The organism is Serratia sp. Nf2 (assembly GCF_003028435.1).
GTDB classification, from domain to species: domain Bacteria; phylum Pseudomonadota; class Gammaproteobacteria; order Enterobacterales; family Enterobacteriaceae; genus Serratia; species Serratia marcescens_L.
Genome location: NZ_PYTW01000004.1, coordinates 1 through 11,818, shown reverse-complemented (window position 1 = coordinate 11,818; position 11,818 = coordinate 1). Strand labels below are relative to the sequence as shown.

The 11,818-nt window shown below is 64.0% G+C and carries 12 protein-coding genes; 11 read left to right on the top strand and 1 reads right to left on the bottom strand.

Annotated elements, in window-relative coordinates; genetic code table 11:
• Nucleotides 1-17 precede the first annotated feature (17 nt).
• The 10 genes from C9411_RS10330 (at nucleotide 18) to C9411_RS10285 (ending at nucleotide 10,642) form a co-directional block, all read left to right on the top strand.
• Nucleotides 18-812, top strand: coding sequence for an IclR family transcriptional regulator (locus tag C9411_RS10330; RefSeq protein ID WP_063988742.1), 795 nt, complete (start codon nucleotides 18-20; stop codon nucleotides 810-812).
• Nucleotides 813-921: 109 nt separating this feature from the next.
• Nucleotides 922-1,863: a VOC family protein gene (locus C9411_RS10325; protein WP_107227012.1), complete on the top strand. Its 942-nt coding sequence runs from the start codon at nucleotides 922-924 to the stop codon at nucleotides 1,861-1,863.
• Nucleotides 1,860-3,071 carry an NAD(P)/FAD-dependent oxidoreductase gene (locus C9411_RS10320; protein ID WP_063988743.1) on the top strand — a complete coding sequence of 404 codons (1,212 nt, stop codon included), beginning with the start codon at nucleotides 1,860-1,862 and terminating at the stop codon, nucleotides 3,069-3,071. The genes C9411_RS10325 and C9411_RS10320 overlap by 4 nt, the downstream gene beginning before the upstream one ends.
• Nucleotides 3,072-3,094: 23 nt before the next feature.
• Nucleotides 3,095-4,351, top strand: coding sequence for an MFS transporter (locus C9411_RS10315; RefSeq protein WP_107227011.1), 1,257 nt, complete (start codon nucleotides 3,095-3,097; stop codon nucleotides 4,349-4,351).
• Nucleotides 4,352-4,519: 168 nt separating this feature from the next.
• Nucleotides 4,520-5,044 (top strand): cupin domain-containing protein, encoded by a 525-nt coding sequence (locus tag C9411_RS10310; protein ID WP_004937634.1) that lies wholly within the window; start codon nucleotides 4,520-4,522, stop codon nucleotides 5,042-5,044.
• Nucleotides 5,044-5,862, top strand: a complete 819-nt coding sequence (locus C9411_RS10305; protein ID WP_107227010.1) for an alpha/beta fold hydrolase — start codon at nucleotides 5,044-5,046, stop codon at nucleotides 5,860-5,862. The genes C9411_RS10310 and C9411_RS10305 overlap by 1 nt, the downstream gene beginning before the upstream one ends.
• Nucleotides 5,859-6,653 carry an SDR family oxidoreductase gene (locus C9411_RS10300; protein WP_047570596.1) on the top strand — a complete coding sequence of 265 codons (795 nt, stop codon included), beginning with the start codon at nucleotides 5,859-5,861 and terminating at the stop codon, nucleotides 6,651-6,653. Before C9411_RS10305 ends, C9411_RS10300 begins: the two co-directional genes overlap by 4 nt.
• A 15-nt stretch (nucleotides 6,654-6,668) precedes the next feature.
• Nucleotides 6,669-7,463, top strand: a complete 795-nt coding sequence (locus C9411_RS10295; RefSeq protein WP_107227009.1) for an aspartate dehydrogenase — start codon at nucleotides 6,669-6,671, stop codon at nucleotides 7,461-7,463.
• Between the two features lie 16 nt (nucleotides 7,464-7,479).
• Complete coding sequence (locus tag C9411_RS10290; protein WP_107227008.1) at nucleotides 7,480-8,949, top strand: aldehyde dehydrogenase; 1,470 nt, start codon at nucleotides 7,480-7,482, stop codon at nucleotides 8,947-8,949.
• A 52-nt stretch (nucleotides 8,950-9,001) separates the two neighbouring features.
• Nucleotides 9,002-10,642, top strand: a complete 1,641-nt coding sequence (locus tag C9411_RS10285; protein WP_107227007.1) for a thiamine pyrophosphate-binding protein — start codon at nucleotides 9,002-9,004, stop codon at nucleotides 10,640-10,642.
• Nucleotides 10,643-10,683: 41 nt separating this feature from the next.
• On the opposite strand, the gene C9411_RS10280 is transcribed toward C9411_RS10285, so the two are convergent.
• Nucleotides 10,684-11,436 carry a M48 family metallopeptidase gene (locus tag C9411_RS10280; RefSeq protein WP_004937650.1) on the bottom strand — a complete coding sequence of 251 codons (753 nt, stop codon included), beginning with the start codon at nucleotides 11,434-11,436 and terminating at the stop codon, nucleotides 10,684-10,686.
• A gap of 238 nt (nucleotides 11,437-11,674) precedes the next feature.
• Between C9411_RS10280 and C9411_RS10275 the strand changes: the two genes are divergently transcribed.
• A partial coding sequence (locus tag C9411_RS10275) for a hypothetical protein (protein WP_146158877.1) occupies nucleotides 11,675-11,818 on the top strand: 144 nt, incomplete at its 3' end.

The following is an 11,818-nucleotide window of genomic DNA, read 5'->3' as shown; positions in this document are numbered from 1 at the left end:
CAGCGCAGGAGCGAAACATGGCGGACGAGCAAGCATGTAAATATCTGATCCCGGGACTGGATCGCGGGTTGCAGTTGCTGCTGGCGTTTGGCGAGCAGCATAAGGAAATGACCTTCGCCGAGTTGCATCGTCTGGTCAACATGCCGAAGGCCACTGCTTACCGCGTGGTGCAGACGCTCGAGCACCTGGGCTTCCTGGAGCGCAATCCGCGCACCAACACCTTTGCGCTCGGCATCAAGGTGCTGCGCCTTGGCTTCGAATACATCGCGTCGCTGGACGTGGCGCAGGCCGGTCAGCCGGTGATCGAGCAGCTGCGCGATCGCAGCCAGTGCAGCAGCCATCTGGCGATCCGCGACGGGCGCGACGTGATCTACATTGCCCGCGTCAGCGCCGCCGGTTCGCAGATCAATCAGGTCAGCGTCGGCACCCGCTTGCCGGTACACCAAACCTCGCTTGGGCGCATGCTGTTGACCAGCGCCACCCGCAGCGAGTTCGAACAACTTTATCCGGACGCGCAGCTGCCGGGCAATGCGCCGGGCACCCCGGCGGATCGCGAAACGCTGTGGCAGATGGTGCAGCAAGACAAAGCGCGCGGCTATGTGATCGGCGAATCGTTCTTCCGCCACGGCATCTCCTCGATCGTCTACCCGATCTTCAACCGCGAGCAGCGGGTCGAGGCGGTCGTCAGCATCATGGTGCCGTCCGATGAGATCCCGAAAGCGGATCGCGAGCGGCTGCGCATGGAAGTGCGCGACGCGGCGGAGAAAATTTCCGGCTTCCTCGGCGCGCCGCCGCAGGCCAACGTCGGCTAACCGACAGGACCGACTCTTTTACTCAGGCAGGGATAAGGCCCGTAGCAAACAGGGGCCGGGGTTCACTCATGCCTGAAAACCGTATGCAGCGAGAACGTGAGGCTGAACAATGAGCGTAATCGGAATCGAAAAACTGGAATTTGGCGTCGAAGATCTGCCAACCTGTGAAAAATTCATGCAAGACTTCGGCCTGCAACCCGCCACGCAACATTGGGGCGAACCGCAGCGCGAATTCACTACCCTGAGCGGGGCGCGGATCGTCCTGCATCCGTTGCAAAGCGCGGCGCTGCCTGCGGCGTTTGAGGGCGGTTCTACCCTGCGCCGCATGACCTGGGGTGTGGCCTCGCCCGCCGATCTGGCACGCCTGCAGCCGCGTTTGGCGTTGATGCCCGGCTTCCGTCAGGTGGGGGAAGAGCTGGAATGCCTCGATCCCAACGGCATGACGCTGCGCTTCGTCGTCAGCCGCCAGCAGGCGGTCGAGGTGCCGGTCACGCCGATCAACCAATGGGGCGACGTGCGCCGCATCGATCAACCCAGCCCAGTCTATTCGCAGGCGCAGCCGATCAACATCGGCCACGTGGTGTTCTTCGTTGAGGATCTGGCGGCGACCGAGCGTTTCTATCGCGAGCTGTTGGATTTCCAGGTTTCCGATCGCTATATCGATCGCGCCGTCTTCCTGCGTACCCAGGCGCGCGGTGGCCACCATAACCTGTTCCTGCTGAAGCTGCCGAACCGCCCACGGGGCCTGAACCACGTGGCGTTCACCGTGCGCGATATCCACGAAGTGATCGGCGGCGGCATCGCCATGAACAAGGAGAAGTGGAGCACCTTTATCGGCCCCGGCCGCCACCCGATCTCTTCGGCCTATTTCTGGTACGTCAACAGCCCGACCGGCGGTGCGTTCGAGTACTACACCAACGACGATTATCTGACGGAAAACTGGCAGCCGCGCGAGCTGGAGCATTCGCTGGTGTCCTTCACCGAATGGGCAGTAGAGGGCGGCATCGATCACGACACGCGCCGCCAGCATAAAAAGGCGGCGGCGTTATGAACCGGCCGGAACACGCGGGCATCGTCATCGTCGGCGGCGGTCAGGCCGGCGGCTGGGCGGCCAAGACGCTGCGCGACCGCGGTTACAGCGGCCGGCTGACGGTTGTCAGCGACGAACCTTACGATTTTTACGAGCGGCCGCCGCTGTCGAAAGCGGCGCTGCTGGATGCCGCGGCTCCCCTCAGCCGGCTGTTCAGCGAACAGGCGGTGGCGGAGCTGAATATCGACTGGCGTCGCCCGCTGCGCGCCGAGTCCATCGATGCAGAACAGCAAATCGTCACGCTCAGCGACGGGCAACGGCTGCAGTTCGAGCAGTTGCTGATCGCCACCGGCGGGCGGCCGCGTGTGCCGAGCGCCGCCTGGGCGCAGCACCCGCGCGTGATGACGCTGCGTTCCTGGGACGATGCGGCCCGGTTGCGGCAGGGCCTGCAGGGCTGCCGTCGCCTGGCGATCGTCGGCGGCGGTTGGATCGGGCTGGAGATCGCCGCTTCCGCGCGCCGTCTCGGCGCCGAGGTGACGGTGTTTGAACGCCAGCCTGCGCTGTGCATGCGCAGCGTCGGCGCCGACGTCTCACAAGCGTTGCTCGAACTGCATCGCCGGCAGGGCGTCACGGTGCTGTGCGGCTGCGGCGAGATCTCGCTGGAAGATCGCGACGGCGCCGCCTGGATCGGCAGCGAAGTCAGCGATCCGCAGGCCTTCGATCTGGTGGTGGTGGGGATCGGCGTCGAGCTGAATCTCGAACTGGCGCGCAGCGCCGGGCTGGCGATCGAGTCCGGCATCGTGGTCGACGGCCAGGGGCGCACCAGCCATCCGGCGATCTTCGCCGCCGGCGACGTGGCGCGCCACCCGACGCTTGGCCTGTGCCTGCAGTCTTGGGCCTACGCGCAAAATCAGGCCATTAGCACCGCCTGCGCGATGCTCGACGCCTTCGCCGCCCCGTATGACGACGTGGCCTGGCTTTGGTCGGATCAATACGACGCCAATATCCAGATCCTCGGTGTGCCGAGCGGCGGCGTGCACCATGTGGTGCGCCGCACGCCGCAGTCGCAGGTGTTCTTCACGCTGAACGCCGACCGGCAGCTGGTGCAGATGGTGGCGTTCAACGACGCGCGCACCATTAAGCTCGGCAAGCGTTGGCTGGCGAGCGGCCGGGTGCTGGATCCGCAGCAGCTGGCGGATGCGGAGTTTTCTTTGATGGCGTTGAAATAACGCCCGAACCTCGGGAGCGTTTTATGACTACGCAAGACATTGACGCCCGCGCTGGACGGGCGGGGGAAGCCGTTGCCGAAAATCCGCAGCAGCGGGTGCGCTGGTCGGTGCCGATCGCGCTGTTTGCCTGCGTGTTGCTGGCGTTTTTCGACAAGATCAGCATCGCGGCGCTGTTTTCCAATAGTGAGTTTCAGCAGGCGTTAGGGATCGGTTTTGACCCGGCGCGGCTGGGCTTGCTGATGAGCGCGTTTCTGTTCTCCTACGGCATTTCCTCGATGCTGCTCAGCGGCATCGGCGATCGGCTTAATCCGGTCAAGGTACTGATTGGCATGATGGTGGTGTGGGGCGTGCTGATGGTGTTGATGGGGATGGTGCGTTCCTATCACGCCATGATGACGCTGCGCATTCTGCTCGGCATCGCCGAAGGGCCGCTGCTACCGATGGCCTACGCCATTATTCGTCAGGCCTTCCCGCCGCAGCTGCAGGCGCGCGCCACCATGCTGTGGCTGCTCGGCACGCCGCTGGGCGCCGCGCTTGGCTTCCCGGTCACCCTGTACATTCTCAATACCTTCGACTGGCAGGCCACCTTCTTCTTTATGGCGTTTCTGACGTTGCCGGTGATGTTGCTGGTGCTGTTCGGCATGCGCCACCTGAACGTCGCGCGTCCGGCGGCGGCGACCAAGCCGGCGGTGTCCGAACGCAAACAGCATCGCCGAGAGCTATTGCGCAGCCCGCACTTTTGGATGATCTGCCTGTTCAACATCGCCTTCCTGACCTACCTGTGGGGCATGAACGGCTGGTTGCCGAGCTACCTGATCAAGGGGAAAGGCATTCATCTGGAGCATGCCGGTTACCTCTCTTCGCTGCCGTTCATCGCTATGCTGCTCGGCGAAGTGCTGGGCGCCTGGCTGTCGGACAAGCTGGATCGGCGCGCGCTGGCCTGCTTCCTGTCGCTATGCGGTGCCGGCCTCGGTCTGGCGGTGGTGCTGCACCTGCAGGGCACCTACAGCGTGATCGCTGCCATGGCCTTCAGCACCTTTATGTGGGGCGCCGGTGCGCCGAATATTTTCGCGCTGTTGGCGAAGGCGACCAGCAGCAAGGTCAGCGCTACCGCCGGCGGTATCTTCAACGGGTTGGGCAATTTTGCCGGCGCGCTGGCGCCGGTGCTGATGGGGGCGTTGATCGCCGCCACCGGCAATATGGATAACGGCCTGCTGTTCCTGGTGGTGATGGCTTTCGTCGGCTGCCTCATTCTGCTGCCGTTACTGAGAAAGTACTGAATTAACAATTGCTAAGCCCAATGGATTTCATGCTGTGGCTAGGCGGCAAGTTCGGGAGTCTCCAGGAGCTTACTGCGGTAAGTGACTGGTGCGAACGAATGCAGCCAACAACGCCACAGCGTGAAAGACGAAGGGGATAACCATTTGATTCAACAGAGGAGTGACAACATGTCTCAGGTTGAGAACAAAGCCGGCGTCAAGCCGCAGGATCTGTCGATGGAAAATTGGGTAGAGTCGCGCATCGCGCGTTTCGAAGGCCGTAAATACGACTGGAACGCGCTGAAATTTCAGGCCGATTTCGACCCGAAATACCGCCGCGCGCAGATGCGCTACATCGGTACCGGCGCCACCGGCGTGGCCAGCGACGCCAACACCATTCCGGCGGGCAACTTCACCTTCTCCACCATGGTGCTGCCGTCGAAGTGCGAGGGCCCGTTGCACCTGCACGACGACGTGGAAGAAGTGTTCTTCATGCTGAAAGGCAGCATCACGCTGATGATCCAGGATGGCGAAGAGTATTACGAAACCAGGCTGAAAGAGCGCGATCTGATCTCGGTGCCGGCGGGGGTGTATCGCGGCCTGTTCAACCACGGCGAGGAAGAGGCGCTGATGTGCGTGATGCTCGGCACCGCCAAGCCGGAGATCCCGACTTACCCGGCGGATCACCCGCTGTCCAAAGTGAAGCGCAACTGATGAACGGCCTGGCGCAACGCCAGCGCGCGCGCTGCGGGGCGTACACCCTGAGCTGGCGCGAGGCCGGGCAGGGGCGGCCGGTGGTGTTGCTGCACGGCATCAGCTCCGGATCGGCCTCGTGGATCAAGCAGCTCAACGATAGCGGCCTGACGGACGGCCACCGTCTGTTGGCGTGGGACGCGCCGGGCTACGGCGGTAGCCTGCCGTTGGCGGATCCTCAGGCCGATGCCGCCGGTTATGCGGCGGCGTTGGCGGCGCTGATTGAAGAGCTGCAGCTGGCGCAGCCGCTGATCGTCGGCCATTCGCTGGGGGCGCTGATCGGCAGCGCCTATGCCGCCGGCTATCCGGACGGGTTATGTGGATTGGTGTTGGCGGATCCGGCGCAGGGCTATGCCACGGCGCCGGAGGAAAAACGTCGGCAGGTCTATGGCCAGCGCCAACAGATGATAGAGACGCTGGGGCCGATGGGCTACGGCGAGCAGCGGGCGGCGGCCTTGCTGCGTGAAGGGGCGGATCCGCAGGATATCGCCTGGGTGCGCAACGGCATGCAGCAGCTCGATCCCGACGGTTTTCTGAGCGCCGCCTGGATGCTGGCCAACGACGATATCGGCCGCTATCTGGCGCGCTATCGCGGCCCGCTGGAAGTGTGGTGCGGTGAACAGGATCGCATTACGCCGCCGGAGAAGGCGGCCGAGCTGGCGCGTGAGCAGGACGCGACGCTGCGTTTGATCGCCGCCGCCGGCCATGCCAGCTACCTCGACGCGCCGGCGTGTTTCAACCGCTATCTGCGGGACTTTACGGGAGCAATCCAACGATGAATTTTCAGCTTGAGAATCGGGTGGCGGTGGTGACCGGCGGCTCGTCGGGCATCGGTTTCGAAACCCTGAAGCTGCTGCTGGCCGAAGGGGCGAAGGTGGCGTTCTGCGGCCGCGATCCGGACAAACTCGCCGGCGCAGCAGCCAGCCTGCGCGCGGAGTTTCCGCAGGCGGAGATCCTGGCGCTGCGCTGCGACGTACTGGACGCGCAGCAGGTGGCGCAGTTCGCTGACCAGGTGACGGCGCATTTCGGCGGCGTGGATCTGCTGATTAACAACGCCGGTCAGGGCTTCGTCGCCCATTTTGACCAAACGCCGCGCGAAGCCTGGCTGCATGAGGCCGAGCTGAAGCTGTTCGGCGTGATCAACCCGGTGCAGGCGTTTTTACCGGCGCTGGAACGGTCGACGATCGCGTCGATCACTTGCGTGAACTCGCTGCTGGCGCTGCAGCCGGAAGAACACATGATCGCCACCTCGGCGGCGCGCGCCGCGCTGCTCAACATGACGCTGACGCTGTCGAAAGAGCTGGTGGGCAAAGGCATTCGCGTTAACTCGATCTTGCTGGGGATGGTGGAGTCGGGCCAGTGGCGCCGCCGTTTCGACGAGCGCAGCGATAAAGATCAAAGCTGGGAGCAGTGGACGGCGGCGATCGCCGAACGGCGCGGCATCCCAATGAAGCGCCTCGGCAAGCCGCAGGAGCCGGCGCAGGCGCTGCTGTTCCTCGCTTCGCCGCTGGCTTCCTTTACCACCGGCGCGGCGCTGGACGTATCCGGCGGCTTTAACCGCCATGTGTAGCAGGGGCCGATAAAGATGAAGAAGATCATGATGATTGGCTACGGCGCGATGGCGAAGGAAGTGATCGCCCGTCTGCCGGAAGGCGTGGAGGTCGGTTGGATCCTGGCGCGCGTGGCTCATCATGCGGCGATCGCCGAGGCCTTTGGCGGGCGGGTGCAGGCGCTGACCCATCCCGAGCAGTGTTTGCAGCGGCCGGATCTGGTGCTGGAGTGCGCCAGCCAACAGGCGGTGGCGGAGTTCGGCGAAGCGGTGCTGCAGCGCGGTTGGCCGCTGGCGCTGATCTCGACCGGCGCGCTGGCGGACGCCGCATTGCAACAGCGGCTGCAGCAGGTTTGCCGCCGCCATCACGGGCAGCTGATCGTGTTGTCCGGTGCGGTGGCGGGGATGGATGGGCTGGCGTCGGCGCGCGAAGGCGGGCTGGAGAGCGTGACCTATCAGGCCAGCAAAAGTCCGGCCAGCTGGCGCGGCAGCCCGGCGGAGCAGCTGATCGACCTCGATGCGGTGAGCGAAGCGCAGGTATTTTTCGAAGGGTCGGCGCGCGAAGCGGCGCGTTTGTTCCCGGCCAATGCCAACGTGGCGGCCACCATTGCGCTCAACGGCCTGGGGATGGACGCCACCCGGGTACGTCTGCAGGTCGATCCCGCCACCCGGCGCAATACCCATCGTCTGCAGGTGTGCGGCGACTTTGGCGAATTTCACATCGAGCTGAGCGGCACCCCGCTGGCGAGCAATCCCAAAACATCAACCCTGGCGGCGCTGAGCGCGGTACAAGCCTGTCGCCGTCTGGTGGACGGCGGTTTTATTGCCTGAACGGCAGGAGCGGAGCATGGAACGATTGAATATTTTTGTCGCCGGGCGCTGGCGTGAAGGGCGTGGCGAAGAGATGGCGTCGGTATTCCCGGCCGACGGCAGCGTCAACGCGCGGCTGCGTGCCGCTAACGTCGAGGACGTGAACGAGGCGGTGGAAGCGGCGGAGCGCGCCTGGCGCGCGCCGGAATGGCGTGGGTTGGTGCCGCATCAACGCGCCTCGATCCTTTACCGCGTCAGCAACCTGATTCTGGCGCAGCAGGAACAGCTGGCCGAGCTGCAGACCCGCGACAACGGTAAGCCGCTGGCGGAGACCCGCGGGCTGGTGGCCAGCGCGGCGGCGACCGCGCGCTACTTCGCGGCCGCCTGCGAGGTGTTGGAAGGCGAGCTGCCGACCCCGCGCAGCGCCGAGGTGATGACGCTAAGCCAGTATCAACCGATGGGTGTGATCGCCGCCATTACGCCGTGGAACTCGCCGATCGCCAGCGAAATGCAGAAGGTGGCGCCGGCGTTGGCGGCGGGCAACGCGGTGGTGCTCAAACCGGCCGAAGCCACGCCGCTGATGGCGCTGAAGCTGGCCGAGCTGTTCGAACAGGCGGGTCTGCCGGCCGGGCTGCTCAGCGTGTTGCCGGGCAAAGGTTCGGTGATCGGCGAGGCGTTGGCGCGCCATCCGCTGGTGAAAAAGATCTCCTTTACCGGCGGGACCAGTACCGGGCGCCATTTGGCGCACATCGCCGCCGACAAGCTGATCCCCACTTCGCTGGAATTGGGCGGTAAGTCGCCGACCATCGTGCTGGAGGACGCCGATCTGGAGCAGGCGGCGCGCGGCATCTGCTACGGCATTTTCAGCTCCGCCGGCCAGGCGTGCATCGCCGGTTCGCGGCTGTTCGTGCATCGTTCGCTGTATCAGCCGCTGCTGGCGCGCTTGACCGAACTGACGGCGGGGCTGCGCATCGGCAACCCGCTGGTGCCGGGCGTGCATCTCGGCCCGCTGATCAGCGCCAAACATCGGCAAAGCGTGGCGGACTACGTGGCGCTGGCGCGGCAGGAGGGCGGCCTAGTGATCATCGGCGGCGAAGCGCCGGCCGATCCGCAACTGGCGAGCGGTAGCTATTACCTGCCGACCATTATTGAAGGCTTGAACAACGACGCCCGCGTTTGCCAGGAAGAGATCTTCGGCCCGGTGCTGGTGGCGTTGCCGTTTGACGACGAGCAACAGCTGATCGAACAGGCCAATGACTCGGTGTACGGCCTGGCGGCCGGCATCTGGAGCCGCGACTTCCCTCGCACGATGGCGCTGGCGGAGCGGCTGGAAACCGGCACCGTCTGGGTCAATACCTACAAAACGTTCTCGATTTCCACGCCGTTCGGCGGTTTCAAGGAGAGCGGGCTGGGTCGCGAAAAGGGCCTGAACGGCATCAAGGCCTACATGCAGCAAAAAAGCGTGTATCTGGCGCTGAGCCATCAGGTGAACCGCTGGAGCGACTAGGCCGACACCTTTACGCATAACCCTAATAACGAATACCTTAAGAAGGCAGATGATGAGCGATAAAATCACGGTTGGCGAGGCGATAGCCCGGACTCTGGAACAGTACGCGGTGTCGGCGATGTACGGCATCATTTCGATTCATAATCTGCCGATCGCCGATGCGGTGGGGCAGCGCGATAAAATTCGCTTCGTGCCGGCGCGCGGCGAAGCGGGGGCGGTCACCATGGCCGACGCACACGGGCGTTTCTCCGGCCTGGGCGTAGCCTTGACCAGCACCGGCGCCGGCGCCGGCAACGCGGTGGGGGCGATGATTGAGGCGCTCAACGCCAACACGCCGCTGCTGCATATCACCGGCCAGGTGGAAAAAGCCTATCTGGACGCCGACGCCGGTTTTATTCATGAAACCCGCGATCAGCTCGGCTTCCTGCGCGCCTGCTCCAAGCGCGCTTACCGGGTCAATTCGCCGGAGCAGGCGGTGGCGGTGATCCAGCGGGCGATCCTGGATGCGCAAACCGTGCCCTGCGGCCCGGTGGCGGTCGAGATCCCGATCGATATTCAAAGCAGCCTGGTTTCCCGTTCGGTGCTGACCGAGCCGTTGGCGCCGGCGCCGCTGCCGAAGGCGGACGATGCGGCGGTGGAACGGCTGCATCAGCGGCTGAAACAGGCCAAGCGTCCGCTGCTGTGGTTGGGCGGCGGCGCCTTGGCCTGCGGCGACGCGGTGCGCAAGCTGGCGGACGCCGGCGTGGCGGTGATCTCCAGCACCCACGGGCGCGGCATTCTGCCGGACAGCCATCCGCGCAGCCTGCGGGCGTTCCATAATTCACCGAGCATCGAAGCGATCCTGACGCAGTGCGACCTGACGCTGGTGGCTGGTTCGCGCCTGCGCAGTAATGAAACCCGTACCTGGACGCTGCAGCTGCCGCGCCCGCTGGTGCAGATTGACATCGATCCGGCGGCGGCCAACCGCAACTATCTGGCCGATGAGCAGATCAACGGCGACTGTGCGGCGCTGCTCGCGGCGCTGGCGGCGCGGCTGAGCCCCGGCGAGAAGGTCAACGCCGAGTGGGATGCCGAGATCGCGGGGGCGGTGCAGCAGGCGGAGCGCGTGCTGCGCCAGCAGTCCGGCGAATACGCCAAACTCAACGACGCCATCGACGCCGCGCTGCCGCAGGACGGGCTGTTGGTACGCGATATCACCGTTTCCGGCAGCGTCTGGGGCAGCCGGCTGTTCCGGGCGATCTCGCCGCTGTGCAACATTCACTCGCTGGCGGGCGCCATCGGTATGGGGCTGCCGATGGCCATCGGCAGCGCGATCGCCAACCCGCAGCGCAAGGTGGTGGGGCTGGTGGGCGACGGTGGTCTGGCGCTGGGCCTGGGCGAGTTGGCGACCATGGCGCAGGAACAGGTGAATATCACCCTGCTGATCATGAACGACGGCGGTTATGGCGTGATGCGCGGCATTCAGGACAAGTATTTCTCCGGGCGCCAGTATTACAACGAGCTGCATACGCCAGCCTTTACCCAGGTCGCCGAAGCGATGGGGTTGAAAGCCTGGAAAGTGGACGCGGCGTCGCAGTTCAACGGCGTGCTGGCCGAGGCGATCAACTACCCGGGGCCGTCGGTGGTCGAGGTGGACATGAAACAGGTCGGGCCGCTGACTTTCGCCGGGCCGCCGCAGAAAACGCTGTATTAATACGATAAAAAACGCCCGGCGATTGCCGGGCGTTTTCGTGGTTATTTCTCTGCCGCGATGCGATCGCGAATGTGCTGCGCACGCGCTTGGGAAGAAGGGTGGTCGTCGAACATGCTGCTCTGGCGGCCGGCTTCCATCTGGGCCAGCTTCTCGAAGCTGGTGGCCAGGCCGTTCGGATCGATGCCGCGCTTTTTCAGCAGATCGAACGAGTAATCATCCGCTTCGCTTTCCTGCTTCTGTGAGAACTGGGCGCTGACCAGCTTCTCGCCGATGTCCGCCAGCTGCGACTGCGACAGCGAGCCAATGACGCCGCCGGCGGAGGACGCCGCGGTGCGCAGCGCCACGGTGCCGTAAGCCACCTGCATCGCCTTGCGGGTGTGGCCCAGCGCCACGTGGCCCATTTCGTGGCCCAGCACGCCTTCCACTTCGTTGTCGTTCATGATGTCCATCAGGCCGCTGTAGACGCGAATGCAGCCGTTGGCCATCGCCCAGGCGTTGACGTCTTTGGTCACGTAGACCTTGTAGTTGGCCGGGGTGCCGTTGATGTTGTCGCCCAGCGCCGCGGCGATTTTGTTGAGACGCTTGGCGTAGGTGCTGTCGGCCGGCGCGATTTGTGCCTTGCTGTCCATCTCGGCACAGGATTTATCACTCAGGGCCTTAACGTCGTTGTTGCTCAGGGTCGCCGCCTGGAACGCCTGCGCGCCGGACTGCATCAAGGTTTCGGTATTCAGGTTTTGACAGCCGGTTGCCAAGGTGGCAATGCCCAACGCAATCAAAGAGGTACGGATCTTCATAACGCCATCTTCCTGTGAAGGTAACAAGGTAAAAGAGTCATTTTGCTTTGAGGAAATCTTGTCGCAAGAGCCTAGTGTACGCCAGCCAAGGCGAGAATAGTGTTATTCCGAAAAAGCGTCCAATCGTGCTAATAAGTGGTGAACTCGCTCTCATTTGGCATTAGGGATTGCCGTTGTGATGTGGAGTCTGAGAAAATAGGGAACTTGACTGCTTTTTTTATCCGACCTGGAGTAAAACATGTCCTCTCGTAAAGAGCTTGCCAACGCCATCCGCGCACTCAGCATGGACGCCGTACAAAAAGCAAATTCCGGCCACCCGGGGGCCCCTATGGGCATGGCGGACATCGCCGAAGTCCTGTGGCGTGACTACCTCAACCACAAC

Bases quoted from the DNA above. Each gene is read 5' to 3' on its own strand.
- C9411_RS10330 (WP_063988742.1), top strand. From the start codon at position 18: ATGGCGGACGAGCAAGCATGTAAATATCTGATCCCGGGACTGGATCGC.
- C9411_RS10325 (WP_107227012.1), top strand. From the start codon at position 922: ATGAGCGTAATCGGAATCGAAAAACTGGAATTTGGCGTCGAAGATCTG.
- C9411_RS10320 (WP_063988743.1), top strand. From the start codon at position 1,860: ATGAACCGGCCGGAACACGCGGGCATCGTCATCGTCGGCGGCGGTCAG.
- C9411_RS10315 (WP_107227011.1), top strand. From the start codon at position 3,095: ATGACTACGCAAGACATTGACGCCCGCGCTGGACGGGCGGGGGAAGCC.
- C9411_RS10310 (WP_004937634.1), top strand. From the start codon at position 4,520: ATGTCTCAGGTTGAGAACAAAGCCGGCGTCAAGCCGCAGGATCTGTCG.
- C9411_RS10305 (WP_107227010.1), top strand. From the start codon at position 5,044: ATGAACGGCCTGGCGCAACGCCAGCGCGCGCGCTGCGGGGCGTACACC.
- C9411_RS10300 (WP_047570596.1), top strand. From the start codon at position 5,859: ATGAATTTTCAGCTTGAGAATCGGGTGGCGGTGGTGACCGGCGGCTCG.
- C9411_RS10295 (WP_107227009.1), top strand. From the start codon at position 6,669: ATGAAGAAGATCATGATGATTGGCTACGGCGCGATGGCGAAGGAAGTG.
- C9411_RS10290 (WP_107227008.1), top strand. From the start codon at position 7,480: ATGGAACGATTGAATATTTTTGTCGCCGGGCGCTGGCGTGAAGGGCGT.
- C9411_RS10285 (WP_107227007.1), top strand. From the start codon at position 9,002: ATGAGCGATAAAATCACGGTTGGCGAGGCGATAGCCCGGACTCTGGAA.
- C9411_RS10280 (WP_004937650.1), bottom strand. From the start codon at position 11,436: ATGAAGATCCGTACCTCTTTGATTGCGTTGGGCATTGCCACCTTGGCA.